This is a genomic window from Klebsiella sp. 1SOBk5mer (assembly GCF_046603115.1).
GTDB classification, from domain to species: domain Bacteria; phylum Pseudomonadota; class Gammaproteobacteria; order Enterobacterales; family Enterobacteriaceae; genus Klebsiella; species Klebsiella quasipneumoniae.
Genome location: NZ_JBKIUU010000001.1, coordinates 536,166 through 561,433, shown reverse-complemented (window position 1 = coordinate 561,433; position 25,268 = coordinate 536,166). Strand labels below are relative to the sequence as shown.

Below are 25,268 nucleotides of genomic sequence, written 5' to 3'. Positions count from 1 at the left end.
ATTAACGGATGCAGGATGCCTCCGTTTCACCATGGAAGGCCTTTCGGCAAGGGTTATCTCCCTTCCTCTGTTCTACGTCGGATAGCGACTTCACGGATTATCCGTGAGATTTCTCACAAAGCCAAAAAAGCGTCTACGCTGTTTTAAGGTTCTGATCACTTGGGCGTGATGGAGAAGCTATGAGTTCATCGTGTATAGAAGAAGTAAGTGTACCAAATAATGACTGGTACCGGATTGCAGCTGAATTGTTGGGCCGTGCGGGAATTGAAATCAATGGCTCCGCGCCGTCAGACCTGCGGATTAAAAACCCTCTTTTTTTTAAACGCGTATTGCAGGAGGGGTCGCTGGGTTTAGGCGAAAGCTATATGGACGGCTGGTGGGACTGCGAGCGACTGGATATATTCTTCCATAAAGTGCTCCGCGCCGGGCTGGAAAAACAACTCCCTCACCATTTCAAAGACACACTCCGCATCGCAGGCGCTCGCCTGTTTAACCTGCAAAGTAAAAAACGCGCCTGGATCGTCGGCAAAGAGCACTATGACCTCGGCAACGATCTTTTCAGCCGGATGCTGGATCCCTACATGCAATATTCCTGCGGGTACTGGAAAGAGGCGCAGACCCTCGAAGCCGCGCAGCAGGATAAGCTGGATCTCATCTGCCGTAAGCTGGAGCTCGAGCCAGGCATGCGAGTGCTGGATATCGGCTGCGGCTGGGGCGGTCTTGCCGAATATATGGCGCGGAATTACCAGGTGAGCGTTGTCGGCGTGACCATCTCCGCCGAACAGCAAAAGATGGCCCAGGCGCGCTGCGATGGCCTTGACGTGGATATTCGTCTTCAGGATTATCGCGATCTGCACGACAGCTTCGACCGCATCGTCTCCGTCGGCATGTTCGAACACGTGGGTCCCAAAAATTACGCCACCTACTTTGAGGTCGCCGATCGTAATTTGAAACCCAACGGCCGCTTCTTACTGCACACCATCGGTTCCAAAGTCACCGACCATAACGTTGACCCGTGGATCAATAAATATATCTTCCCTAACGGCTGCCTGCCGTCGGTACGGCAGATCGCCGATGCCAGCGAGAAGCACTTTGTGATGGAAGACTGGCACAACTTCGGCGCCGATTATGACACCACCCTGATGGCCTGGTATGAGCGTTTCCTCGCCAGCTGGCCGGAAATTGCCGATAACTATTCTGAGCGTTTCAAACGCATGTTCAGTTATTACCTGAACGCCTGCGCCGGCGCCTTCCGCGCCCGCGACATTCAGCTCTGGCAGGTGGTGTTCTCGCGCGGGATTGAACACGGACTGCGCGTCGCCCGTTAAAAAACACTCCCCCGCTCACCGGCGGGGGATTTTTTGTCAGGCTTCACTGACCTTAGCCGCGACCTCTTTCGCCGCCAGCACGCGTTCAACCGTATCGACAACCGCCTGGGTTTGCGGGTCGATCTCGATATTGACGCGGTCGCCCAGCTTCTTCGCCCCCAGCGTGGTCCGCTGCAGCGTCTCCGGAATAAGATGCACGCAGAATCGGGTTGCCGTCACCTCGCCTACCGTCAGGCTGATGCCATCGATACCGATGAATCCTTTATAAAGGATATATTTCATCAGCGTCGGATCCTGTACTTTAAACCAGATCTGACGGTTATTTTCGGAAGTGAGGATCTTCACGATTTCCGCCGTGGTCATAATATGGCCGGACATCAAATGCCCGCCGATTTCATCACTGAATTTCGCCGCCCGCTCGACATTGACTTCATCCCCGACCTGAATATCGCCGAGGTTGGTAATCCGCAGCGTCTCTTTCATCAGATCGAAGCTGATGCGCGCGCCGTTGATGTCGGTCACCGTAAGGCAGCAGCCGTTGTTGGCTACCGATGCCCCGGTTTCGAGCCCCTCCAGCATATGCGCCGGCAGCTCCACCACGTGGGTGCGAAAATTGGGTTTATCATCAATGGAGACCACTTTCGCGGTTCCCTGAACAATACCAGTAAACATGTTTGGCTCCTGTTGAAAATCATGACGGTATCATTACCGTTTTCGCTATCGGGAACAATAACAGGAGGGCTGAGCGGTTGCCAGCGCGCTTCGTGCCTCGACTCTTTTTTCACTGGCTTAATGGCTAATCCTCGCTACAATAGACTGGAATTTCCTCATTTTTATCCCCTTGCTGCCAGTTACGGCGGCTTTTTTAGTCTCAAAAAAACAACAATACAAAGGTGTTCACGTGCAGAAGTATTTCATTGAAGCGCGTCAGTTATTAGCTCTGGCTATACCCGTCATTCTTGCGCAAGTGGCGCAGACGGCGATGGGTTTTGTCGATACCGTGATGGCGGGCGGCTACAGCGCTACCGATATGGCCGCGGTGGCCATCGGGACCTCCATCTGGCTACCGGCCATTCTCTTCGGCCACGGGCTGCTGCTGGCGCTGACCCCGGTGGTGGCGCAGCTCAATGGCTCCGGGCGCCGGGAGCGTATCGCGCCGCAGGTGCGTCAGGGCTTCTGGCTGGCGGGGCTGGTCTCGGTGCTGATCATGATCGTGCTGTGGAATGCCGGGTATATCATCAGCTCCATGCACAACATCGATCCGCTGCTGGCGGAGAAAGCGGTTGGCTATCTGCGCGCGCTGCTGTGGGGGGCGCCGGGCTACCTGTTCTTCCAGGTCGCCCGTAACCAGTGTGAAGGGCTGGCGAAAACCAAGCCCGGGATGGTCATGGGCTTTATCGGTTTACTGGTCAACATTCCGGTGAACTACATCTTTATCTATGGCCATTTTGGCATGCCGGAGCTGGGCGGCGTCGGCTGCGGCGTGGCGACGGCCTCCGTTTACTGGGTGATGTTCGCCAGCATGCTGTGGTGGGTGCGCCGGGCGCGTTCGATGCGCGATATCCGCTGCGCCGAGGGCTTCAGCGGCCCCGATTTCGCCGTTCTGCTGCGGTTGGTGCAGCTGGGGCTGCCCATCGCCCTGGCGCTGTTCTTCGAAGTGACCCTGTTTGCCGTCGTCGCGCTGCTGGTCTCTCCGCTCGGGATCATTGACGTCGCCGGCCACCAGATTGCGCTGAACTTCAGCTCGCTGATGTTCGTTCTGCCGCTGTCGCTGGCGGCCGCGGTCACCATTCGCGTCGGCTTCCGCCTCGGCCAGGGCTCAACGATCGATGCCCAGGTTTCCGCCCGCACGGGCGTGGGCGTGGGCGTCTGCCTGGCGGTATTTACCGCTATCTTTACCGTGCTGATGCGTAAGCAGATTGCCCTGCTGTATAACGATAACCCTGAGGTGGTGATGCTGGCCTCGCATCTGATGCTGCTGGCGGCGATCTACCAGATCTCCGACTCCATTCAGGTGATCGGCAGCGGTATCCTGCGTGGCTATAAGGATACGCGGTCTATCTTTTTTATCACCTTTACCGCGTACTGGGTGCTGGGTTTGCCCAGCGGCTACCTGCTGGCGCTGACCGACGTGATTGTCCCCCGCATGGGGCCCGCCGGCTTCTGGTGCGGATTTATCATCGGCCTGACCTCCGCCGCCATTATGATGATGCTGCGGATGCGTTTTCTGCAGCGCCAGCCCTCCAGCAGTATCTTACAGCGCGCCGCGCGCTAACCCTGCCAAAGCCCGCCACCCCGGCGGGCTTTTTCTTTCTTCAGTTTTGTTCCGGCGTTGTACATTCCGTTACTCCCCGACACCAAAGACTCACTGATGAGCGCCCCGGAGATGCATATAGTGTGGCCAACAGCCCCGCAGTGGGGTTACTCAGGAAACCAATTCGAGGATTACAGCATGAAAAAAGTATTAGCTCTGGTTGTTGCCGCTGCTATGGGTCTGTCATCTGTTGCTTTCGCCGCCGATGCCGCGACCACCACCCCGGCTGCCGCAGCCAGCCACACCACCGTTCATCACAAGAAACATCATAAAGCGGCGGCGAAACCAGCAGCCGAACAGAAAGCCCAGGCAGCGAAGAAACACCATAAAGCCGCAGCGAAACCGGCTGTAGCGCAGAAAGCCCAGGCGGCGAAGAAGCACCACAAAGCCGCAGCGAAACCGGCTGTAGCGCAGAAAGCCCAGGCGGCGAAGAAGCACCACAAAGCCGCAGCGAAACCGACGGCCGCGCAGAAAGCCCAGGCGGCGAAGAAGCACCATAAAGCCGCAGCGAAACCGACAGTAGCGCAGAAAGCCCAGGCGGCGAAGAAACACCACAAAGCCGCAGCGAAACCGGCAGTAGCGCAGAAAGCCCAGGCGGCGAAGAAGCACCACAAAGCGGCGCACCACGCAGCCAAACCGGCGGTACAACCGGCGGCATAACGGTCAGAGCGTTAAGGTGATAAACCGGCGCTGAATAGCGCCGGTTTTTTTTCAGGAGGACATCATGCTGCAACGCTATCGCTTCGAATTGCTGTTGGTTCTGCTCATCGTCTGCGCGCTGTTTACCCTTCGCTTGATGTTTAAATAGCGGGCTGCTGAACCCATTTACGCGCCGGCGGCGTATAGTCGCGAAAACCGGCGATAATCTCCTCTGCCGAGGCAGCAAACGGCAGCATCTCCGCGTAGCGCGGGTGCATAAACCCTTCCCGCACCATGTTATTGACCATCGCCTGCAGCGGATCGTAATACCCTTTAATATTCAGAAATGCGCACGGTTTTTCATGGATGCCCAACTGCGCCCAGGTCCACTGTTCGAAAATCTCTTCCAGCGTCCCCGCTCCGCCCGGCAGAGCAATAAAGCCGTCGGCAAGCGCCGCCATTTTGGTTTTCCGTTCGTGCATATCCTCAACCACATGCAGCTCCGTCAACCCGCGATGGGCAATTTCCCGCTCCACCAGGCCGCGCGGCATCACGCCAATCACCACGCCCCCGGCCTCAAGCGCCGCATCGGCAACCGCCCCCATCAAGCCAACTTTGCCGCCGCCATAGACAACAGCCAGTCCCTGCTGCGCCAGCGTGTGGCCAACCCGTCGGGCAGTGTCGAGATACAGCGGATGTTCGCCAGCTGAAGAACCGCAGAAAATACCTATCGATTTCATCTTCGTTATTACTCCTCTCTTCTGGTGGGCGATAATTTAACACAACGGCAACCTTTGTGCGCAGGTTGAGACCCGCGGAGAATAGAGAGGCGAGGCGCCTGCTGGCGAAGAAATATCCTTGTGGTTCAGTAAAATATCGCCGGAATGGGTAAAAGATCCGCAATCGCAAGCAATGTACAAGAAAAGTGACGTTTACCTCTTGCCACATCCCCTGCCTGCCGCTAATATGCGTCCCCGTTGTCACCACAACATTGCGTTCGTAGCTCAGTTGGTTAGAGCACCACCTTGACATGGTGGGGGTCGTTGGTTCGAGTCCAATCGAACGCACCATTATGCGTTTATAGCTCAGTTGGTTAGAGCACCACCTTGACATGGTGGGGGTCGTTGGTTCGAGTCCAATTAAACGCACCATAATGCGTCTGTAGCTCAGTTGGTTAGAGCACCACCTTGACATGGTGGGGGTCGATGGTTCGAGTCCATTCAGACGCACCAATCTTGTTTCTTATCATTCCCTCTCAACATTACCCTGCAGCATCTTGACCGGAAAACGCACGCCTTCTGCGCTTCCCGCCTGAACGTTATTGAACCCTGCCAACGACAAAGCTAAAGCCGATTATTCGCGACTCCGACTGGCCTGCGCCATCGCCAGGGCATCATCCCCTGCCGGCAGCCGCGAAGGGGCATCAGGATCGTTCACCATTCGCCAGACGGCCTGAGCCACATCGACAGCCCGCGTCACGCTGGCGTTTTCCTGGATGCTGTCGAGGATCTGCTGGCCGAGCGCCGCATAGCTCTCCGGGAGTTGGCCCATCGTTCGACGCGCGTTTTCCCCGAAGCGGGTCTGGGGATCGCGTCCCGGCAGGATCACCCCGACGCGAATATTGAAGGGCCGCAGCTCCAGCGCCAGGGATGCCGTGAAGGCGTTCACCGCCGCCTTACTCGCGGTATAGACCGCCAGCAGGGGCATCGGCTGTAGGGTGACCGCCGAGGTGATATTCACGATCGTCCCGCTACGGCGCGCTCTGAACCGGGGAAGTACCGCCTGGGTCATGGCGATAGTCCCAAGAGTATTGGTGGCAAACAGGTTCGCTATCGCCTCGTGCGACGCCCCCTCCAGGGCGTTGAGCATCCCCACTCCGGCGTTATTGACCAGAACGTCAATCTCTCCGGCCTCGGCAATCGCCTCGGCGATACTCTGCGCTGAGGTGACGTCAAGGCGCACCAGCCGCAGACGGTCGCTGGCTGGCAACAGATCCTCTCGCAGAACCCGCATCGTGGCGATAACCTTCCAGCCCTGTTCAAGAAAATAACGCGCCGTCTCCAGGCCAAAACCCGATGAACAGCCGGTGATCATAATCGTTTGCATCTCTCTGTCTCCGATTGGCTTCTTCCTTTTCATCATAGACAGCCCGCTCCGGACGATATAGGGTCAATAATCCATCATTCTTTAGCAGGAGTCCGGAAATGAGCGACCCGCTGGCGGAAATCATTGCGATGCTAAATCTCAGAGCGGTGCTGACCAAAACCATTGAGGGGGCGGGAGAATGGCGCGTCATTCGCTCGGACCAGGGCATGTCGTTCTATGGCGTGGTGCTGGAAGGAGGCTGTCGGCTGGAAATAGACCAGCATCCGCCGCAGACCCTGCGCGCCGGGGATTTTATGCTGATCCCGGCGGCGTACCGCTTCGCGCTTACCAGCCTGACCCCGCCGCCTTCACCGGCGCTGGAGACCACCCCGGTGAAACTGGCGGAGGAACACTTTCGCCTGGGAGCCCTCGACCAGCCGGCGGAGATGCTGGCGCTGATTGGCCACTGCGCTGCCGATTCGGATAACGCCAGCCTGCTGACCTCGCTGCTGCCCGCCCTGGTGGTGGTTCGCGACCAGCCGCGGCTGGCCACCTTTGTCGGACTGCTGAAAGAGGAAGCCCAGGCGGATCGCGCAGGTAAATCTTTCGTTCTGGCGCGGATGGTTGAGCTGCTGTTTATCGAGGCCATCCGCTCCTGCGAAACACTCGCCACCCCAGGCCTGGTGCGCGGCCTGAGCGACCCGCGGATCGCCCAGGCAATCCGTCTGCTGCATGAGGCCCCCGCCAGACGCTGGACCGTCAACGCCCTGGCCGCCGACTGCGCGCTGTCTCGCTTGACGTTGTTTGAACGCTTTACCGGCCTGACCGGAATGACCCCGATGGGCTATCTGTTGAACTGGCGCATGACCCTGGCGATGCGGTGGCTGGGAGAGTCGGGCATCAGCATGGCGGATATCGCCGAGCGCCTCGGCTATGGCTCGGCCAGCGCGTTCAGCGTGGCTTTTACCCGCTATGCCGGGACATCGCCGGGCAAATATGCCCGCCAGCGGGCGGCGCAGCGTACGCCCGGGCCCGCCTTAAGCTAACCTGCCGCAATCGTCGTCTGCAGCCAGCGCTCAAACGCCTGCAGCGCAGGCTCCCCCTCGCCGCCGCCGGGTTTGATCAGGCAGAAGCGCTTGGCCAGCGTCGGGGAGCCCGGCCACGGGGCGACCAGCGTCCCGTTACGCAGCTCGCTCTCCACATACATCTTCGGCACCAGGGCCACGCCCTGCTGGCTGAGTACCGCAGCGATCGCCATCTCATGCAGATCATAGCGCGGCCCCTGCGCCGGGTTATCCAGCGCCAGACCACACTCCCGGGCATAGTGCAGCCAGGCATCCGGATTTTGCCGCCGATGAATGCGCGGCAGCCGGTTCAGCAGCCCCGGGAGATCGTTATCCGTCAGCAGCGCAGCATGACAGACCGGCAGCAGATACTCCGCAAACAAAAACGTCACATCCATTCCGGTCCACGCCGGGTGATCAAAATGGATAGCCGCATCAAATCCGCTGCCCGGCAGAATGAAGGGGTCGCTGCGAGCGGCGATATTGACCACGATATGCGGATGCTGCGCTGTGAACTGCCCGAGGCGGGGGATGAGCCAGCGGCTGGCGAAGGTGGGGAGCACGGCGATCTCCAGACTGCGGCCATCGGCCGGCATCCCGCTGACGTCGAGGGTTTCCCGCTCCAGCCTGCTGAGGATCTCGCGGACCTGTCTGGCATAGCGGGCGCCTGCCGGATTGAGCCGTACCCGGCTCCCGATTCTGTCGAATAGTTTGCTGTCAAGGAGCGCTTCCAGACGGGCGATCTGCCGGCTGATGGCCCCTTCCGTTAACGCGAGCTCCGCCGCCGCGCGGGCAAAGTTGCCGTGGCGGGCGGCGGCCTCAAAGGCCAGTAGCGCAGCGCTGCTGGGTATTTTACGACGCATAGCCAATGCTCCTTGTGCGGGCTGACTGAAAATCAGTGACAGAATATCACTGAGGCTTGAATAAACATCGTTTTTCAGCGCCATTTTCGCCAGATAGGATGAAGTAAATTCACTGAAGCGCCTTATGCGCTCAATCATCTGTCTCTCGAGGTCACTATGCTCTATGTCGTCGAATGCGCCTACACCGACCCGCAAAGCGAAGCGGCGTGGAATACCTTTTACAATCTGGAAAAATTACCGGCGCTGGTCTCAGTGCCCGGTTTTCATGCCTCGCAGCGCTTCTGCGCGCTCAGCGAGGGCTGCCCTCGCTACCTGGCGCTACACGATATCCGCGATGCCGCCGTCATCGACAGCGACGCCTATCGCCGCAACGGCGGCGGTCATTTTGCCCGCTGGCAATCGGCGATCGCCGACTGGCATCGCCACCTCTATCTCACAACTAACGCGCTGCGGGAGGTTGCTCCGGACGAGGTGCTGCTGCTGAGCGATACCGCGGAAGCCCTGCCCGTCGCTGCGCCGGTCGTCCTGCAGCCCGGCGGTCTGGCCACCCGGCATGCCCGCTATGCCGCCATCGTCCCGCGTGACGACCTGCATCACCACGCCGCCACGGCCGCCGTCTTTGTCTATCAGCCCATTACCGCCCGATTGCGTCACCCGGCGGAGCAAGCGTGAGGTCAACATGACACCAGCTCCCTTTTATTCCCTGACAGCAGGCGACCTGACGATAAGCGCCATCAGTGATGGCCAGATGACGGCGCCGCTGACGTTACTGGCGGGGATTGCCCCTGAAGAGGCGGCGCGTCTGCAGCGCCAGGCCGGGGTAATCTCGCCGGAAACCATCGAGATCGGCGCTTACCTGATCCGCGGACGCGGGCATACGGTGCTGGTGGATACCGGCACCGGCGGGGCCAACGGCGTCGGCGGCGCGCTTATCGCCAATCTGGCGCTGCTCGGCGTCCGCCCTGAGGACATTGACACCATCCTCCTCACCCACGCGCACCCGGACCATATCGGCGGCCTGCTGACCTCCGCCGGTACACCGGCTTATCCCAACGCCACGGTGTTCCTGCCCTCGCGGGAAAGCGCTTACTGGCTGGCGCCGTCGACACTGGACAACGCCAGCGAGCGTGGACAACGCAACGTGCTGCTCGTCCGGCGCGTAATAGCGATCTGCGCGACGCAAATTCGTGCTATCGATGAAAATGAGCGGATCGCCGGGATCCGACCATGTCCCCTGCCCGGCCATACGCCGGGGCATACCGGATATCGCCTCGAGGCGGGCGGAACGTCGCTGCTGATCTGGGGGGATATCGTCCACTTTCCCTCGATCCAGAGCGCCCGGCCAGAGGCATCGGTGGCCTTTGACGTCGATCCTGACCAGGCGCGGCGTACACGGGAAAGTCTCCTGCGCCAGGCCGCCAGCGAGCGGTGGCTCGTCGGCGGTATGCATCTTGGCCTGCCGGGCTTCGCCAGCGTGGAGAATACCGCCTCAGGCTTCTGCCTGCGCCCGGTGTGACCTTCACGCAGAACACCGATCACAGCAAAACCCCGGTCGTGGCATTAACGCGACCGGGGCGTGGTGTCTGGGGAAGTGGATTAGCCGTTAACCGCGGCGCTTCCAGCCTTTTTTACTTTTGCAGCTGGCTGTGGTGGCGACCCAGGGGTGACGCAGCTGGGTCAACTGAAGATCCTGAGAGGCCGGGCTGGCGGCCCAGCGTTTGTTGCACAGAGGCTTACGAGTTGCAATGACCATAAAAACGCTCCTGAAAAGTAATGAACAGTTCCCTGGGTAATTCCATAAGTTCAGAATCAGCTTATCATCACTTAAACGTTGTTATTTCAATCTTTGTTTTGCTATGTAAATGGTGATTGCCACCTGAAAGGCATAAAATTGATCTAGATCAAGGTAAATGCAATTTTTTGTTTCCACCACCTATATTTTCAACCGTTTAACTTCGCACACCTCTTGATTAAGACTTTTCCTATACCACATAATCCAACAGAAGTGAGCGATTTTATCAGATTTTTATTCTAGTTATGTATGCTAATGTGGTTAATTGTTTTGATTATTCTAGCTCATAAAATTCACTTGGTCAGACCGCCGCAGGCGGGTACTCTGCACCGGCAATACGGGGATTTGTCAGGGAGTGGTGGATGACTACAGGCTATAAACTACTTGGCTATAAGTTAGCGGATAATATTTTCTACTGCCTGCATCATCGGGAAATTATCGCGTTACGTGGGACGCGAACGCAAGTTCAGCTGCGCAGCACCATGGCGTGTTTACTGGAATATTTGCTGGCGCATGGCAGAGAACGTCTGGTCAGTGATGAAGAGTTAATGATTAACGTCTGGGAGAAAAATAATCTCCGTCCGTCCGCGCAGCGATTATGGCAGGTCATTCAGACCTTAAAATCTCGCTTAAACCAGGCGGGGGTCGAAAGCGTGTTAATTATCCGCGTTAAGTGCGCAGGGTATTATATTAATCCTGCTTGTGTAGCCGAAATTTATTCCTTCAAACCGCCGGGCATGATGAATTATATAAACACCTCGCCTGCTGATATGAATAAACTTCTGGTTCGCAGCTAATCTCCTTCCCGCGCCGTTTAGATCGCTTGTAACAGGGTTTATTCTTTGAATATTTTAATTCACAGCAATAATATTTATTTTAATATCGGCCTCGCCCAGTGTTTCAGAGATATTCAGGAAACCTTGCCCGGTCTGAACATTATTCATTCACTGCCGCTCAGCCATCTGCCCGATCCGGCCGGGCTGGATGTGATTATTTTAGCGCTGGAAAACTATCACGATTATCAGGCCGCTGCTGAATTAGCCCAGCGCTATCCCGGCCTGGTGGTCGGATTTACCTCCGCCAACAACGTCAAACGCGGACGCGCCTTTTACGCGGATACCCTCCTGTGGGTCAGCCAGCGGGAAAGCGTCCAGGAGATCCGCCGCCTTCTGCTCCGTCTGGCAGATCGCAGCCGCCCTTTCGCGCCGCGCCATCAGCGTCAGAGTCGCTCCTCCCGGCTGCGAGCCCCACTCAATGACCTGGAGATGCAGATGATCCGTGGCGTGGTCGGCGGACAGTCGACTAATCAGATGGCAGACACGCTGGGCGTCAATCGCAAGCGGGTTTACAACGGACTGGAGCGGATCAAAAGTAATTTTCGCCTCGTCAGCCATACCCATTTTCATCATTTTATGACCGCGGAGGCCACGTTTAGCCGCCTCTGCGCCGATCTGAGTTGCTATAGACCAGGGGTACGGCCAGCCCGGCAACGACGTGCTGCATCGCGACCGGCCGAAAATCATTCATATTATTTGAATGAGTTTCGCAAATTGTTTTGATTTTAACCGCCAGGCTTTGCGCGTATTCTTTATCACATCAGGGCGACAAGCCCTATATCAGACACCAGATTAAGGAATATGACCATGAAATCCATCAAAACTTTCGTTGCTGTTGCTGCACTGTCGCTGTTCTCTTCCGTCAGCTTCGCCCAGAGCGTCAGCGCCACCGCTTCCACCCTGGACCGTGCAGAAGCCAAAATCGCCGCCCAGGCCGCTGAGCAGGGAGCGTCCTATAAAATCACCAGCGCCCAGTTTAATAATCGCGTTCATATGACGGCTGAGCTGAGCAAATAATCTCTTCCCTCTTTCGCGATTAAAAAAGCGCCGTCAAAAACGGCGCTTTTTTTTCGCCTCTTTCTCCGGGCAGTGATTTCCTGACCGGCGCGCTGTGGCGTTCAGCCGATGACGGGCCAATACTTAGCGCATCCCCTGGATAAAGAGAGCCCCATGATGAAAGCCTGGATCGTCAACAAACCCGGTTCGCTGGATAATCTGCAGCTTGTCGATCTTGCCGACCCCGGCGCGCCGGCGGCAGGCGAGATCCGCGTAGCGCTACACGCCACCTCCCTGAACTATCACGATTTGCTGGTAGCGACGGGGGTGATTCCCACAGCCGATCGGCGGATCCTGATGGCGGACGGCGCGGGGGTGGTCGAAGCGGTTGGCGCCGGGGTCAGCGAGTTTCAGCCAGGCGACCGGGTGGTCGCTGGCTTTTTCCCGCAGTGGCTGGATGGCCGTCCGGGCCCGCAGGTGAAGGACTTCAGCCAGACGCCGGGCGACGGCGCCGAGGGGTTCGCCTGCCAGTATGTGGTCAGACCGGCCAGTCATTTTACCCATGCGCCTGACGGATGGAGCTTCAGGGAGGCGGCGACGATCACCACCTCCGGCCTCACCGCCTGGCGCGCGCTGGTGGTGGAGGGACGGCTAAAAGCGGGCGATACGGTGCTGACGCTCGGCACCGGCGGCGTGTCGATAACCGCCCTGCAGCTGGCGAAAAGCATGGGCGCGCAGGTCATCGTCACCTCCTCATCCGATGAAAAGCTCGCCCGCGCGCGCGCCCTGGGGGCTGACCATCTCATCAATTACCGCACCACCCCGGCCTGGGGCGCGACGGTGCAGGACATCACCGGTCATCGCGGGGCCGATATTATCCTGGAGCTCGGCGGACCGGGCACCCTGGGCCAGTCGTTCGAGGCCGTCAGTGTTGGCGGACACATCGCGCTGATCGGCGTCCTGACTGGCTTCGAAGGTCATGTGCCCACCCATTTGCTGATGAGTAAACAGGCCCGACTGCAGGGGCTGGTGGTGGGTCATCGCCGGCAACAACAGGACTACGTCAACGCGCTGAACCTGCAGGCGTCGCGGCCAGTCATCGATAAAGTGTTTGATTTTGCTGCCTTACCAGACGCCTTCCGCTATCTGCAAAGCGGCGCCCATTTCGGCAAAATTTGCGTGGAGTGGTAGTGGTGAGGAGATGAGATGAACAGGGCCTCCATGCCCTGGGAACGGCTTTATTCGAAAAAGACGTCCGGATTTTCTGACAGCGAAACAAAGGATTTGGTGTTTTTATCCAGCGCCTGAATCTCGCCGCTTTCAATGTCATAGAACCAGCCGTGCAGGCGCAGGGTCTGGTCGCGCAGACCGACCGCCACCGACGGATGGGTTTTGATGTTGTTCAGCTGAGCGATCACGTTTTCCTGCACCATGCCGTTGACCTTATCGGTTTCGCTGGCCCAGGTTTTCTTTTCCACCACCGCTTTCGCAGCATCAGCGTAGCGCAGCCAGTGAGACACCGCCGGCATCGGCTCCAGGCACTGGCAGGTGGCGATCGCTTTCATCGCCCCGCAGTTAGAGTGGCCGCAGATTACGATATCCGTCACGCCCAGCGCAACCACGGCATACTCAATGGTCGCGGATACACCGCCCGGCTCCGGCCCGAAAGACGGCACGATATTCCCGGCATTACGAATAACAAAGAGCTGTCCCGGCTCCTGCTGGGTAACCAGTTCCGGCACCAGACGGCTGTCAGAGCAGGAGATGAAAAGCGCTTTGGGATTCTGGCTGGAGGCCAGGCTACGGAAGAGCTCTTTACGCTGGGGGAAGATCTCTTTCTGGAAGTTGAGGAAGCCCTCAATGATATGTTGCATAGCAGTGTCTCTTCTCTGTAGTTATTACGGTATGACAAAGATCACAGTTATTCAGTTTACCATCGCTGACAGGAATGGGAATCGTTATTCAAACAGTTGCGCAGAAAACGCGCGCCGCGGATGCCCGTTCAGCATCGCCTTTTCCACAGGGTTTTCACGTGCTTTCCTGAGCCAGTTTGTTACTCTGTTTGCTCGTACCGTCCCCACGTTGCCGACCGCCTGCCGGCGGCGGACATACCAGGAGTTGCTATGTTCTTATCCAGCCTGATGGCCCTTGCCGCGGTGCTGATCATGGGGGTGATCAGTCCCGGCCCGAGCTTTATTTTTGTCGCGCGCAATGCGGTCGCCCGCTCGCGTCTGCACGGTCTGGTGACCGCCCTGGGCACCGGCGCCGGCGCCGCCATTTTTTCTATTATGGCGATGCTGGGCCTGCAGAAGGTGCTCACCGCGGTGCCGGAGCTGTTTATTGGCTTGAAAGTAGCGGGCGGGCTCTACCTGTTATGGTTGGGCTATAAGATTTTCCGCGGTTCGGCGCAGCCGATGGATTTTTCCGCCAGCGGCATGGACGGCAACCGTTCGTTGCTGAAGACTTTCCGCGACGGGCTGTATACTCAGTTGAGCAATCCCAAAACCGCGCTGGTGTTTGCCTCGATTTTTACCGCCGTGTTGCCGGCGCAGATCCCCACCGCTTTCTATTACATCGTGCCGCTGATGAGTTTCCTGATTGACGTCAGCTGGTATTCGCTGGTGGCGCTGGTGCTCTCCGCTGATCGTCCGCGTCGGGTCTACCTGCGGCTGAAGCGGCGAATCGATATCGCCACCGCGACGGTGCTGGGGGCGCTGGGACTGCGGCTTATCGCCACCTCCCTCACCCGCTAGCGGCTACACGGTATGGATGCGAATATCGTGTTGCTGAAAGGCAACGCGATATTCGCGACTGATGTTCTCCTCCACCACCAGCACATCGATATCGCTGCTCGCGGCCACCACGAATCGCGCCACCGCCGGAATTTTATCCGAGGTCAGGCCGATGATAATTTCGCTGCACTGCTTAATCACCGCTTTCTTAAACTCGCAGTCGGCATAGTCAAAGCCGGTCAGGCCCGACTCTGGCGCCATGGCGCAGCCGCCGATAAACCCCTGGTCGAATAACATTCCCTGCACCTGAGCCACCGCCGCGGCCCCAACGCAGCCCCCGCTCGCCCGCTGCACCTGGCCGCCGAGCATCACCACCTCGTAGAGCGGCTTTTTCACCAGTACCGCGGCGATCTCCGGAGAGTTCGTTACCACCGTCAGCGCCAGCTCGGCGGGCAGCGCCTCGGCCATCGCCAGATTGGTGGTGCCGGTATCAATGAAAAGGATGCCGCCGGGTTTCACCAGCCGGGCGCACTGCTGCGCGATCCTGAGTTTTGTTGCTCGGTTTTTATCTTTCCGTTCACTGTAATCTCCCGCTTCCGGCAGGCTCAACACCGCCCCGCCGTAGACTTTTTTACAGACGCCTTCGCGGCTAAGCTCATGCAGATCGCGGCGGATGGTATGCTCAGACACCTGAAGACGCGCCGCCAGCTCCGCACACACCACCCTGCCGTTTTCCTGCAGGATCTGGCAAATCAGCGCTTGTCGCTGTTGAGGAAAAGCAGCATAATCGAGCAAAGAAACTCCTTAAATCATCATAAACGAGCAACAGCAAGCATGATCGTCTGCCCTGCCGTGATTGTCAATGTTCCTGCCCGGAGGTTTACCATGAAAATTGCCCATTTCGCCCTGTGGACCCAACGGCTTGAGGCTCAGGCCCGCTTCTGGGTCGAGTTCTTTGCCGCCAGCATCAATGAAAAATACCTCAGCCAGACCAATCCCGGCTTTGCCTCCTATTTTGTCACCATCGACGACGAGGTGGTGATCGAGCTGATGACCAAGCCTGGCCTGCAGCAGGCCAGCGCCGATAATAACCATACCGGCTGGGCGCACCTGGCCCTCTCGGTGGGCGGCGCAGAACAGGTCGATGCCCTTGCCCAGCGCGCCGGCGCGGCGGGAATACTGGTTTCACCGCCGCGCACCACCGGCGACGGCTATTATGAGGCGGTGATCGCCGATCCCGATGGCAACCTGATTGAAATCGTCGCATAGTCAGCAGACCGCCAGCCATAAGGAGGCATCCATGGCACATTACCGGATCATCGACACCGCGGCCTGGCCCCGCCGGGACCATTTCACCTTTTACCGACAATTTGCCAACCCCAGCTTTAATCTCTGCGTTCCGATAGAGGCGCAGCGCCTGTACGAATGTGCGAAGGACCGTCGGGTCTCGTTTTTTCAGCTCGCGCTCTATGCCCTGCTGCGCGCGGCCAACGGGGTCCCGCAGCTCCGACAGCGCATGCGCAATGGCGAGGTGATTGAATATGACAGTCTGGCGGTCATGACGCCGGTGATGACCGTCGAGGAGGGCTTCCGCCAGGTATGGTGCGACAACGCCCCCGAGTTCACCACCTTCAGCGCCGCGGCAACGCCAAAGATCGTCGCGGCAAGAGAGACATCGCCTGCGCCGCTCATCGTCGATGGCGAACATTTTATCTGCGCCAGCTGTCTGCCGTGGCTCCACTTCACCTCGATGACCCATGCGGAATACGCGGTGGGCGCCGCGGTTCCGGCGCTCACATGGGGGAAACTGCAGAACGGCGTGATCCCGGTGGCCGGGCGATTTAACCATGCCTTCGTCGACGGTCTCCACGCCAGCCGCTTTTATGCCCTCATCGAAGAGGGGTTTCGCGACCCCGAGCGGCTCTGGCAGCCGCTAGCCGCAACCGCCCCCTCACTGCTTCCCCCTGCGGCGAAGGAGCGTTAACGTCTGCCCGGAACCGACCGTCACGGTGCCTTACGCCGTACACGGCGGTCGGTACGGGTCCACTCTCATCGTCTCGCCCAGCCGGCGAATACCGCGCAGGTGTGACGCCTGTTCAGAACCTCGCGATGGAAAGGCTGGGTCGCGGACAGCATGCTGGCCCACTCTCATCGGGCAGCGGAAACCACTGCTTCATAGCCATAGAATGGGATTATATTGCCGATCCTTTGCTAAGGATAATTGGTTATAAATCATAGCGTTTCAGTGTTAGACAGGGCGAAGTGCGCCTCTTATCTTTCGTCATGAATTGTAAATCACCACGCAATCACTTGATGAGGTAGCACTTTTGTCCAGATTACAACAAGGATTAAAAACCAGAAAAACCCGCTTTGCCCTGGCGCTAAAAGTGGCCCTGCTCGGCGGCGTGGTAGCATTTTCTTCTGCCGTCTTTGCTGAGGGTCTTCTGAAAGAAGGCATCACCCCGGCCGCCGACGCCAGTCAGATCCCGGCCAGCGCTAAGTTGCGCAAAGACACGGTAGTGGCCGGGATCGCCGAGCCGCAGGGGATCTTCAACCCCTACTTTTTCGTCAACGGCTGGGATGAAAACGTCACTAACGTCATTTTTTCACGCCTGATCGACTGGGACAGCCAGGGCAAGCTGGTCCCGGGGCTGGCGGAGAGCTGGACGGTCAGCCCGGACAATAAAGTCTATACCATCAAATTGCGCCCTGGCCTGACCTTCAGCGACGGTTCACCGCTGACGGCGGAAGATGTCGCCTTTACCCTGACGGTCCTGCTCGACCCCAAATATGATGGCGATACCGACATCACTCTGGCCAATATCGCCGGCGGCGCAGAATACAAAGCCGGCAAGGCTGACCGCGTCAGCGGTCTGAAGGTCATCGACCCGCTCACCCTGCAGGTGACCACCACCCAGCCAGGCGCCACCACGCTGGCCAAAATTGGCGGGCCGGTGTTGTCGAAAACCTGGTACGGCAAAGGATATCAGCGGGGAAATCTCGACTATCTGCGCTCACTGCACGGCAAGCCACTGGGCAACGGCCCTTACGTGTACGATACCTATATTCCCGGTCAGGAAATTCGTTTCCATGCCAATAGCCACTTTTACCGTGGGACGCCGCCAACGCCGCGTTTTATCTATCGCGTAACCAATCCGTCGACCAACTTCCAGCTGTTCCAGACCGGGGAGACCGACTACGACGCCTTTACCTCACGTCCTGACGATATCGAACAGCTGAAGATGCTCGGCTTCGCCAACATTAACCTTTACGGCTCCAGCGACTACAGCCAGGTGGAATTCAACGTTCATCGCCCGGCGCTGCAGGATAAGCGGGTGCGCCAGGCGCTGATTTACGGCCTGGACCGGCAAAAGCTGATCGACGTGGTCTATCAGGGGTACGGCAAAGTCGCCATCGAGCCGATCGCCCCTATCTCCTGGGCCTTTAACGCAGAAGGCGTCAATCCTTACCCTTACGATCCGGCGCAGGCGAAAAAGCTGCTGGATGAGGCCGGCTGGAAAGCTGGCGCCGACGGTATCCGCGTCAAAGAGGGCCAGCGTCTGGAGCTGACCCTGCTGGTGAGCAAGAAGGTGCTCAACGATGCGTTGATCCCTATCGCCAAAGAGAACTGGCGGCAGATCGGCGTGCTGCTTAAGCCGCAGGTGGTGGATTTCAACGCCCTGATGGCGCAGCGCAAAGCCGGAAATTACGATCTGGCTTCGTTCAGCACCAGCACCCTCAACGACCCGCACGATGGGGTATGGGATTTCTACAGCAGCGAAGCGAAAGCGTCCGGCTACCACAACGCGGAGGTCGATAAGCTGATTAACGCCGGCAACGCAGTGCTCGACATCGAACAGCGCAAGCCGATCTATCACCAGCTGTACAAAGTGCTGGCCGACGATCCACCGGTGATCCTGCTCGGCTATCGCAACATTCTTTCCGCCAGCAGCGCCCGCGTCACCGGCTTTAAACCGGATATCTACAACGGCCTGACCGGCAGCCTGCCGGATGTGAAAATCGTCAAGTAAATCCCCTGGCCGCCGGGTTAACCGGCGGCTGATGCGAGATCGTCATGAAAAATTTCATCCTGAGGCGCCTGCTGCAAACGCTGCCGATGCTGCTGCTGGCCTCGTTCATTATTTTTATGCTGTTTGCCAAAACCCCCGGCGACTTTATCGATGGCAATATCACCCTGACCGCCGCCCGCGCCGCGGAGCTGAAGGCGATCTATGGCCTCGACCAGCCGCTGTTCACCCGCTATGTCCACTGGCTGGGACATCTGCTGCGCGGCGATTTAGGCTTTTCGCTGCAGTATCAGATCCCGGTCAGCCAGCTGCTCAACCAGTACATCTGGAACTCTTTTCTGCTGGCCAGCGTCGCGCTGGTCTTTTACTGGGGCATTGGCCTGGCGGTCGGCGTGGTGTCAGCCCTGCGACCCGGCTCCTGGTTTGATCATCTGGTGAGCGTCGCGGTGTTTGCCGCCATGTCGTTCCCCACCTTTTTCCTCTGCCTGCTGCTGATTAAATGGTTTGCCGTCGATCTCCACTGGCTGCCGGTAGGCGGGATGACCAATACCGGCAGCGACGAGAGCGGCTGGCAGTATGTGCTGCAGGTGGCGGCCCACCTGGCGCTGCCGGTGCTGGCGCTGGTGATGCTGCAGGCGGGCAGCCTGACGCGCTATGTACGCGCCAGTATGCTCGACGTGGTGAAAATGGATTTTATCCGTACCGCCCGCGCCAAGGGGTTGCAGGAGCGCACGGTGATCCTCAAACATGCGCTACGCAACGCCCTGCTGCCGATCATCACCCTGCTGGGCTTCGAGCTGCCGGGGCTGTTCTCCGGGGCGATCATTACCGAAAAGGTATTCAACTGGCCGGGGGCGGGCCACATCCATATCGACTCGCTGGCCGCCCGCGACTATCCGGTGCTGATGGGGTTCACCCTGTTTCTGGCGGTGCTGACGATCGTCGGTAATTTGCTCGCCGACGTGCTGTACGCCTGGGCCGATCCGCGTATTCGGGTGAGGTCATGATGATTCTGTCTTACTTTGCTACCCGTCGTCGCCAGCGGCAGGCGGCTATCCCGGCGCTGGCGCACATTACCCCCTCTCCCTGGCGCCAGGGGTGGCGACAGCTGCGCCGTAACCGGCTGGCCATGTTCTGCCTGATCCTGCTGGCGGTCATGGCGGTGTGGTGCGCGCTGGGGCCCGTCTGGTCGCCGTGGAAAGAGGATGCCACCGACGCCCTGAGCATCAACCAACCGCCCGGTGCCGAACACTGGCTGGGGACCGATTTCCTCGGCCGCGATGTTTACACCCGCCTGCTGCTGGCCGGGCGCATCTCGCTGATTATCGGTCTGCTGACCATGGTGATGTCGGTGTTCCTGGGCTATCTGCTCGGCGCTCTCTCGGGGTATGTCGGCGGGTTAACCGACAGAGTGATCATGCGCGTGGCCGACCTGGTGATGACCATCCCCGGATTGCCGCTGTTGATCGTCGCCGGGGCGATGCTTTCCGAGCTCGATTTTTCTCCGGACTCGCGCATCTATATGGTGGTGGTGATGCTCAGCCTGCTGGAGTGGCCCCGACTGGCGCGGCTGGTGCGCGGACAATGTCTCTCCCTGCGCGAACGCGATTTTATGCTGGCCACCCAGGTGCTGGGCCTGTCGGCGCGTCGCCGGCTGTTTGGCCACCTGCTGCCGAATACCATTCCGATTCTGGTGGTGATGGCGACCATGGCTGTCGCCAACGCCATCCTCAGCGAATCCGCGCTGAGCTATCTCGGCCTCGGCGTGGTGCCGCCGACGCCGTCGTGGGGCAATATGATGGACGCCGCCAATAGCCTGATCGATTTCCAGCGCCGTCCCTGGCTGTGGATGCCGCCAGGGATCGCCATCTTTATCACCGTGATCGCCATTAACGTGCTGGGCGATGGCCTGCGCGACGCCATGGATCCCAATATGAAACCGAGGCTGAAATGAGCATACCGTTAGTCTCCTTTAATCATCTCTCCGTCTCTTTCGCTGGCGAACGCCATCGCGTGCGCGCGGTGCAGGACGTCTCTTTCACGATTCAGGCCGGGCAAACCGTTGGCGTGGTGGGCGAGTCCGGCTGCGGCAAAAGCGTCACCGCGATGGCGCTGATGGGCCTCCTGCCGCCGCAGGCCGCGCGCATCGACGGCGGCGAGATCCGTTTCGCGGACCGCGATCTGCTGCGGCTAAAAGCCAGACAGATGGCCGACCTGCGCGGCCACCAGCTGGCAATGATCTTTCAGGAACCGATGTCGGCCCTGAACCCGGTGTTGACCATCGGAGAGCAGCTGTGCGAACCAGCGATCCGCCACCTCGGCGCCTCGCCGAAAGCCGCCTGGCAGCAGGCTACCCGGCTGCTCAGCGAGGTCGGCCTGGCGCGCGGCGACAGCCTGATGGTCAGCTATCCCCACCAGCTTTCCGGCGGCATGCTGCAGCGGGTGATGATCGCCATGGCGCTGAGCTGTCAGCCCAAACTGCTGATCGCCGACGAACCCACCACCGCGCTTGACGTCACCGTGCAGGCGCAGATCCTGCGCCTGCTGCGGGACCGGGCGCGGGCCAGCCAGATGGCGATGATGCTGATTACCCACGACCTGGGGGTGATCGCGCAGATGGCCGAGCAGGTAGTGGTGATGTATGCCGGACGGATTGTGGAACAGGGCGCCACCGCGGAGGTGTTACGCCATCCGCAGCACCCTTACACGCGTGGGCTCATCGCCTCCCGCCCGGTGCCGGGCGAGCGGCGTCGGCGGCTGTACTCGATTCCCGGGCAGGTGCCGGATCTGGCCGCCCTGCCGACGGGCTGCGCCTTTGCCGGGCGCTGCGAGCGGGCGACGGCGCGCTGCCGGGAGGCGATTCCACCGCTGCTCGGCGAGCGCCAGCGGGCCGCCTGCTTTTACAGCGAATTTGCGGAGGCGACAGCATGAGCGAACGCTATGTTATTGAAGTGGATGGATTGAAAAAATATTTTCCGCTGCGCGACGGCCTGTTTGGTCAACAGACCGGCGTGCTTCGCGCGGTGGACGGCGTCAGCTTTAACATCCGTCCGGGCACCATTTTTGGCCTGGTGGGCGAGTCCGGCAGCGGGAAAACCACCGTCGGCCGAACCCTGCTTGGCCTGCACGAGAAAAGCGCCGGCAGCGTGAAATTTCACGGTCAGGAGCTGGCCGACCTGACCGCGCCTGCCCTGCGCGCCATTCGGCCGAAGATGCAGCTGGTCTTTCAGGATCCCTACAGCTCGCTGAACCCGCGGCTGCGCATTGGCGAGGCGATAGGCGAAGCTATGCTGCAGCACAAGCTCTGCGCCCGCGATGAGCTGTATGACCGGGTGATCGACGTGATGAAGATCTGCGGCCTGGCGCCGGAACACTACGCCCGCTTCCCGCATCAGTTTTCCGGCGGCCAGCGCCAGCGGATCGGTATTGCCCGGGCGCTGATCCTCAACCCGGATTTTATCGTCGCCGATGAGCCCATCTCGGCCCTCGATGTGTCCATTCAGGCGCAGATCATCAATTTGTTTTCCGACCTGCGCGACGACCGCGGCGTCACGTTTCTGTTTATCTCCCACGACCTCGGGGTGGTGGAGCATCTATGTGACGATGTGGCGGTGATGTATCTCGGGCAACTGGTGGAAAGCGCCAGCCGCGATGCGCTGTTCAGCCGCCCCCTCCACCCCTACACCCGCGCGCTTCTGGCCGCGGTGCCGACCCTCGACCCGCACAGCGAACCGCAGGCGCTGGTGCAAGGCGAGATCCCGGATCCGGTCAATCCTCCCGCCGGCTGCCGTTTTTCATCCCGTTGCCCGCAGGTCGGCGAGCGGTGTCGCAGAGAAGCGCCGGCGCTGCGCGAGGTAGCCCCTGGCCATCGGGTCGCCTGCCATTGGATCGCGTCCTGAGCGCGGTCGGCGGGGGTAATTTATTTCTAAACAACCGGCCGATTGTGCACAGCGGCGCCAGGATTTACTATCCGCTCCGTCTTGTGAGACGCGTTATGAATGAAGCGTAATATTTTTATTCATTTTTGCCCGATGGCTTCGGGCATTTTTTTGCGACACGCCCGGGAGCGATCCTGCCGGCGACACATTTAGCGGGGCGCGGTCGCCCGTCTGTCAAAACGCAGCAATGGAACTGCTCGTCCGCGCCCCGCTATCCCTTTGTGACCTTCCCGTGAAAGCCCGGCAAAAAATAAGACTATATGAGATTGCCTGGGGCATAGCTTTATCTTATTTTTTATGCGTGTACTCCACATTAAGGAATCAAGATCATGCTTAAGCGTCGCACTATTAAAACAGCACTGGCGGCGGTTATTTCTCTCGCCGTCATGGCGGCTCCGGCCTATGCCAACCCGGGTAACGGCAATGGCAATGGCGGCGGTGGTGGTAATCACGGGAACAGTGGTAACCATGGCAATAGCGGCAATCATGGTAACAGCGGTAACAGCGGCGACCATGGTAATAAAGGACAAAATAAAGGTCAGTCCAATGACGATCATGGCAACCGCAAAAACTACGGCAAGCCCGACCACGTCGACAGCGATATTAGCTTCTCACGGGCGCGCTCCCTTGCGGTGAACTACGGTCTGGTCGGTTATCAGGCGCTGCCTCCGGGTATCGCCAAAAATGTCGCCCGCGGCAAACCGTTACCTCCGGGTATCGCGAAAAAGACCCTGCCCGCTTCTATGATTAACGACCTGCCCTATTATCCGGGCTATGAATGGCGCGCGGTCGGCGATGATCTGGTGCTGGTCGCCCTGAGCACCGCCATCGTTACCGCCGTGATTAACGGTGTGTTTGACTAAATCGCCTGCTGATTAAAAAGCCTCGCCCCGGCGAGGCTTTTTTGTGCCTGGCGCGGGAGAGTGACAACTCGCTGGCATCATCGCTAAGATAATGGCTCAACCAACCCGGGACCGACAATGGACAAAGACACCGTAGTGACGCTGTTGAAATACAAGCGCTGGATTGACCTTGCCACCTTGCAGGCGATCCGCGCGATAGACGGTACAGTACATGGCGAAAAGCGTCACCTGACCCTCAGGCTAATGAACCATATCCATGTCGTTGACATGATTTTCCGGGCGAATCTGCGCGGCAAGACGCACGGTTACACCGCGCTGAATACCCCCGAGACGCCAACCGTTGATGAGCTGGAAACGGCCATGACCGCCTGTACGGACGAATACATTCAGTACGTCAGCGCCATGACGCCCGCCGATTTCCACGAACGTATCGCCTTCAAATTTGTCGACGGCGGCGACGGCAATATGACCGCGATGGAGATGCTCAACCACATGCTCTTTCACGGCGCCTATCACCGCGGCGCGGTAGGCTGGATGATTGGCGAATGCGGCGGCGTGCCGCCGAAAGAGGTGCTGACCGTTTTCCTGCGCGACCATCATTCCTGAGCAAGCTGTCAGCCGTGGATCGCGCGGATGATCAGCAACAGTTCTGCCTGATTACGGGTGTGGGTTTTCCGGTACAGGGCGCTGAGGTGGGTTCTGATGGTGGCGATAGATACGCCCAGATGTAAGGCGCACTCATCCGGCGTCATGCCCCGCACCAGCAGCTCCGCCACTGCGTTCTCGGCAGGCTTGACGTTAAACAGCTCCATCACGGCGCTGCCGGTGAGAAACGGCTCAGGAATAATCACGCAGGCCACCCCGGCAAGGCGGGCCGCCGGGATCACCAGGATCGGTTTCGGCTGGCGGCCGGCGGTATAGCACAGCCCTGCCCTTGGCGGCTCTGCCGTTCGGGTGGCCTGCTCGATAGCCCGTTTCAGTTTTTTGCTGTCGGTATCAAGGCACAGCGTATCGCCCCCGCTGTACCAGGAGAGGCGGGCGTTGGCGCGCAGGTAGCGTTCGGCATGCGCGCTGGCGTAGAGAATGTTACCGCCATGATCCACCAGCCATACCGGGTAGATCCCATTGTCCATCACCGCGCTCTGGTATTTTATGGTGTCCCGCAGCTGTTCAAACCGGGCGTGTAGCTGGCAGGCGGTTTTCAGCGCCGGGATCACGCGCCTGAACAGCTCAAACTGCGCCGGCTGCGGATAAGCTGCCGTATTGGCCGTCATCAGTGACAGATAGGTGGCATAGCCATTGAGGGTGCACAGCTTGACGCTGGTAAGATTATTCAGATCGTTGGGGTGATGAAACTCATTGTAATAGACGCTGCCGGCAATAAACTTATCGCCTAAATACTCGCGGTCCCGGTACATCTGCCCGACCGGTAACGCGGTCAGTATTTTTTCGGCGGGATCGATGGCCAGAAACACGTCGCGATAGGCGGTGAAAACCTTCTCCTCCAGCAGGAGTGAATCGGTCAGCAGGTGCGCGTTGCCTTTATCGTAGAACAGAAATGCCGCGTACTGATGGCCGGTGAGGAACGCCAGTTTCTGCAGCGCCGATTTCCACAAATCAGGATCCAGGGTGGCCATCAGCACCGTTTCAAGGATCTCGATGTAAATCAGTTCCGGATCGCTCGCCATACCGCCACCTGTGAGTCACTGTTTCCGCTGCCGGAGCGGCGCATGTGGCCGCCCTAATCAGCATAGTTCCGCCAGCGAAACAATGACAGTCCCGGTGCGCTG

28 protein-coding genes, 3 tRNA genes and 1 pseudogene are annotated in these 25,268 nt (G+C 59.1%); 23 read left to right on the top strand and 9 right to left on the bottom strand.

The annotated features are described in order from the left end of the window. Nucleotides 1-179: 179 nt before the first annotated feature. On the top strand, nucleotides 180-1,328 hold the full coding sequence (cfa, locus tag ACLH1U_RS02770; protein ID WP_411299029.1) for a cyclopropane fatty acyl phospholipid synthase: 1,149 nt from the start codon (nucleotides 180-182) through the stop codon (nucleotides 1,326-1,328). Between the two features lie 36 nt (nucleotides 1,329-1,364). Here the strand turns inward: cfa and ACLH1U_RS02765 are convergent, their stop codons facing one another. Next, entirely contained in the window at nucleotides 1,365-2,000 is a 636-nt protein-coding gene (locus ACLH1U_RS02765) for a riboflavin synthase (protein WP_023289947.1), read from the bottom strand. A gap of 229 nt (nucleotides 2,001-2,229) precedes the next feature. On the opposite strand from ACLH1U_RS02765, the gene mdtK reads away from it, so the two are divergent. Together mdtK and asr are read left to right on the top strand one after the other, a co-directional pair. After that, complete coding sequence (mdtK, locus tag ACLH1U_RS02760) at nucleotides 2,230-3,603, top strand: MdtK family multidrug efflux MATE transporter (protein ID WP_411299028.1); 1,374 nt, start codon at nucleotides 2,230-2,232, stop codon at nucleotides 3,601-3,603. A gap of 177 nt (nucleotides 3,604-3,780) precedes the next feature. Beyond that, nucleotides 3,781-4,302 (top strand): acid resistance repetitive basic protein Asr, encoded by a 522-nt coding sequence (asr, locus tag ACLH1U_RS02755; RefSeq protein ID WP_101861680.1) that lies wholly within the window; start codon nucleotides 3,781-3,783, stop codon nucleotides 4,300-4,302. Between the two features lie 140 nt (nucleotides 4,303-4,442). Here the strand turns inward: asr and ACLH1U_RS02750 are convergent, their stop codons facing one another. Continuing rightward, nucleotides 4,443-5,021, bottom strand: coding sequence for a TIGR00730 family Rossman fold protein (locus tag ACLH1U_RS02750; protein WP_049013570.1), 579 nt, complete (start codon nucleotides 5,019-5,021; stop codon nucleotides 4,443-4,445). 253 nt (nucleotides 5,022-5,274) lie between these two features. On the opposite strand from ACLH1U_RS02750, the gene ACLH1U_RS02745 reads away from it, so the two are divergent. The 3 genes from ACLH1U_RS02745 to ACLH1U_RS02735 all read left to right on the top strand — a co-directional run bounded on the left by ACLH1U_RS02745 (nucleotide 5,275) and on the right by ACLH1U_RS02735 (nucleotide 5,513). Further along, nucleotides 5,275-5,351: transfer RNA gene (locus tag ACLH1U_RS02745), tRNA-Val, on the top strand. 4 nt (nucleotides 5,352-5,355) lie between these two features. After that, nucleotides 5,356-5,432: transfer RNA gene (locus ACLH1U_RS02740), tRNA-Val, on the top strand. A gap of 4 nt (nucleotides 5,433-5,436) precedes the next feature. Beyond that, nucleotides 5,437-5,513 (top strand) — tRNA-Val (locus ACLH1U_RS02735). Nucleotides 5,514-5,634: 121 nt separating this feature from the next. Here the strand turns inward: ACLH1U_RS02735 and ACLH1U_RS02730 are convergent. Then, nucleotides 5,635-6,387, bottom strand: coding sequence for an SDR family oxidoreductase (locus ACLH1U_RS02730; protein WP_032453128.1), 753 nt, complete (start codon nucleotides 6,385-6,387; stop codon nucleotides 5,635-5,637). Nucleotides 6,388-6,485: 98 nt separating this feature from the next. On the opposite strand from ACLH1U_RS02730, the gene ACLH1U_RS02725 reads away from it, so the two are divergent. Beyond that, on the top strand, nucleotides 6,486-7,412 hold the full coding sequence (locus ACLH1U_RS02725) for an AraC family transcriptional regulator (RefSeq protein WP_411299027.1): 927 nt from the start codon (nucleotides 6,486-6,488) through the stop codon (nucleotides 7,410-7,412). On the opposite strand, the gene ACLH1U_RS02720 is transcribed toward ACLH1U_RS02725, so the two are convergent. After that, a complete protein-coding gene (locus ACLH1U_RS02720; protein WP_023289958.1) occupies nucleotides 7,409-8,293 on the bottom strand; it encodes a LysR substrate-binding domain-containing protein in 885 nt (294 codons plus the stop codon). The two genes, ACLH1U_RS02725 and ACLH1U_RS02720, sit on opposite strands and share 4 nt — an antisense overlap. Nucleotides 8,294-8,449: 156 nt before the next feature. Here ACLH1U_RS02720 and ACLH1U_RS02715 point away from each other — a divergent pair, with 156 nt between their 5' ends. Together ACLH1U_RS02715 and ACLH1U_RS02710 are read left to right on the top strand one after the other, a co-directional pair. Continuing rightward, nucleotides 8,450-8,965 carry a hypothetical protein gene (locus ACLH1U_RS02715; protein ID WP_032453130.1) on the top strand — a complete coding sequence of 172 codons (516 nt, stop codon included), beginning with the start codon at nucleotides 8,450-8,452 and terminating at the stop codon, nucleotides 8,963-8,965. 7 nt (nucleotides 8,966-8,972) lie between these two features. After that, nucleotides 8,973-9,809, top strand: coding sequence for an MBL fold metallo-hydrolase (locus ACLH1U_RS02710; protein ID WP_032453131.1), 837 nt, complete (start codon nucleotides 8,973-8,975; stop codon nucleotides 9,807-9,809). Between the two features lie 87 nt (nucleotides 9,810-9,896). Here the strand turns inward: ACLH1U_RS02710 and ACLH1U_RS02705 are convergent, their stop codons facing one another. After that, nucleotides 9,897-10,046 carry a hypothetical protein gene (locus ACLH1U_RS02705; RefSeq protein WP_023289961.1) on the bottom strand — a complete coding sequence of 50 codons (150 nt, stop codon included), beginning with the start codon at nucleotides 10,044-10,046 and terminating at the stop codon, nucleotides 9,897-9,899. 401 nt (nucleotides 10,047-10,447) lie between these two features. Between ACLH1U_RS02705 and ACLH1U_RS02700 the strand changes: the two genes are divergently transcribed. From ACLH1U_RS02700 to ACLH1U_RS02685, 4 genes are all read left to right on the top strand, one after another. After that, the gene (locus tag ACLH1U_RS02700) at nucleotides 10,448-10,882 is read left to right on the top strand and encodes a transcriptional regulator (protein ID WP_023289962.1); all 435 of its coding nucleotides are present in this window, start codon (nucleotides 10,448-10,450) and stop codon (nucleotides 10,880-10,882) included. 45 nt (nucleotides 10,883-10,927) lie between these two features. Then, complete coding sequence (locus ACLH1U_RS02695; RefSeq protein WP_023289963.1) at nucleotides 10,928-11,644, top strand: hypothetical protein; 717 nt, start codon at nucleotides 10,928-10,930, stop codon at nucleotides 11,642-11,644. An 84-nt stretch (nucleotides 11,645-11,728) separates the two neighbouring features. Beyond that, on the top strand, nucleotides 11,729-11,938 hold the full coding sequence (locus ACLH1U_RS02690; protein ID WP_004202908.1) for a YdgH/BhsA/McbA-like domain containing protein: 210 nt from the start codon (nucleotides 11,729-11,731) through the stop codon (nucleotides 11,936-11,938). A 153-nt stretch (nucleotides 11,939-12,091) separates the two neighbouring features. Further along, on the top strand, nucleotides 12,092-13,108 hold the full coding sequence (locus tag ACLH1U_RS02685) for a zinc-dependent alcohol dehydrogenase family protein (RefSeq protein WP_198046917.1): 1,017 nt from the start codon (nucleotides 12,092-12,094) through the stop codon (nucleotides 13,106-13,108). 47 nt (nucleotides 13,109-13,155) lie between these two features. Here ACLH1U_RS02685 and ACLH1U_RS02680 read toward each other — a convergent pair whose 3' ends face one another. Then, nucleotides 13,156-13,791, bottom strand: a complete 636-nt coding sequence (locus ACLH1U_RS02680) for a carbonic anhydrase (RefSeq protein WP_023289965.1) — start codon at nucleotides 13,789-13,791, stop codon at nucleotides 13,156-13,158. A 249-nt stretch (nucleotides 13,792-14,040) separates the two neighbouring features. Between ACLH1U_RS02680 and ACLH1U_RS02675 the strand changes: the two genes are divergently transcribed. Beyond that, complete coding sequence (locus ACLH1U_RS02675) at nucleotides 14,041-14,670, top strand: LysE family translocator (protein WP_032453132.1); 630 nt, start codon at nucleotides 14,041-14,043, stop codon at nucleotides 14,668-14,670. A gap of 3 nt (nucleotides 14,671-14,673) precedes the next feature. Here ACLH1U_RS02675 and ACLH1U_RS02670 read toward each other — a convergent pair whose 3' ends face one another. After that, complete coding sequence (locus ACLH1U_RS02670) at nucleotides 14,674-15,444, bottom strand: DeoR/GlpR family DNA-binding transcription regulator (RefSeq protein ID WP_032453133.1); 771 nt, start codon at nucleotides 15,442-15,444, stop codon at nucleotides 14,674-14,676. A 90-nt stretch (nucleotides 15,445-15,534) separates the two neighbouring features. On the opposite strand from ACLH1U_RS02670, the gene ACLH1U_RS02665 reads away from it, so the two are divergent. The 9 genes from ACLH1U_RS02665 (at nucleotide 15,535) to ACLH1U_RS02625 (ending at nucleotide 24,084) form a co-directional block, all read left to right on the top strand. Further along, a complete protein-coding gene (locus ACLH1U_RS02665; protein WP_032453134.1) occupies nucleotides 15,535-15,918 on the top strand; it encodes a VOC family protein in 384 nt (127 codons plus the stop codon). Between the two features lie 31 nt (nucleotides 15,919-15,949). Then, the gene (locus ACLH1U_RS02660) at nucleotides 15,950-16,633 is read left to right on the top strand and encodes a CatA-like O-acetyltransferase, family 1 (RefSeq protein WP_065881485.1); all 684 of its coding nucleotides are present in this window, start codon (nucleotides 15,950-15,952) and stop codon (nucleotides 16,631-16,633) included. A 343-nt stretch (nucleotides 16,634-16,976) separates the two neighbouring features. Further along, on the top strand, nucleotides 16,977-18,680 hold the full coding sequence (locus ACLH1U_RS02655) for an ABC transporter substrate-binding protein (RefSeq protein WP_374014637.1): 1,704 nt from the start codon (nucleotides 16,977-16,979) through the stop codon (nucleotides 18,678-18,680). A 44-nt stretch (nucleotides 18,681-18,724) separates the two neighbouring features. Further along, entirely contained in the window at nucleotides 18,725-19,684 is a 960-nt protein-coding gene (locus ACLH1U_RS02650; RefSeq protein ID WP_110212018.1) for an ABC transporter permease, read from the top strand. After that, nucleotides 19,681-20,631 (top strand): oligopeptide ABC transporter permease, encoded by a 951-nt coding sequence (gene opp4C / locus ACLH1U_RS02645; protein WP_074423121.1) that lies wholly within the window; start codon nucleotides 19,681-19,683, stop codon nucleotides 20,629-20,631. The genes ACLH1U_RS02650 and opp4C overlap by 4 nt, the downstream gene beginning before the upstream one ends. After that, entirely contained in the window at nucleotides 20,628-21,608 is a 981-nt protein-coding gene (locus ACLH1U_RS02640; protein ID WP_023289972.1) for an ABC transporter ATP-binding protein, read from the top strand. Before opp4C ends, ACLH1U_RS02640 begins: the two co-directional genes overlap by 4 nt. Then, nucleotides 21,605-22,576 carry an ABC transporter ATP-binding protein gene (locus ACLH1U_RS02635; RefSeq protein WP_411299026.1) on the top strand — a complete coding sequence of 324 codons (972 nt, stop codon included), beginning with the start codon at nucleotides 21,605-21,607 and terminating at the stop codon, nucleotides 22,574-22,576. The genes ACLH1U_RS02640 and ACLH1U_RS02635 overlap by 4 nt, the downstream gene beginning before the upstream one ends. A gap of 368 nt (nucleotides 22,577-22,944) precedes the next feature. Continuing rightward, on the top strand, nucleotides 22,945-23,478 hold the full coding sequence (locus ACLH1U_RS02630; RefSeq protein WP_023289974.1) for an anti-virulence regulator CigR family protein: 534 nt from the start codon (nucleotides 22,945-22,947) through the stop codon (nucleotides 23,476-23,478). Between the two features lie 117 nt (nucleotides 23,479-23,595). Beyond that, the gene (locus ACLH1U_RS02625; protein ID WP_065805034.1) at nucleotides 23,596-24,084 is read left to right on the top strand and encodes a DinB family protein; all 489 of its coding nucleotides are present in this window, start codon (nucleotides 23,596-23,598) and stop codon (nucleotides 24,082-24,084) included. A gap of 8 nt (nucleotides 24,085-24,092) precedes the next feature. Here the strand turns inward: ACLH1U_RS02625 and ACLH1U_RS02620 are convergent, their stop codons facing one another. Together ACLH1U_RS02620 and ACLH1U_RS02615 are read right to left on the bottom strand one after the other, a co-directional pair. Then, on the bottom strand, nucleotides 24,093-24,230 hold the full coding sequence (locus tag ACLH1U_RS02620) for a hypothetical protein (protein WP_229583961.1): 138 nt from the start codon (nucleotides 24,228-24,230) through the stop codon (nucleotides 24,093-24,095). 822 nt (nucleotides 24,231-25,052) lie between these two features. Beyond that, nucleotides 25,053-25,166: pseudogene (locus ACLH1U_RS02615) on the bottom strand (LuxR family transcriptional regulator); the annotation flags it as partial. Nucleotides 25,167-25,268: the final 102 nt, after the last annotated feature.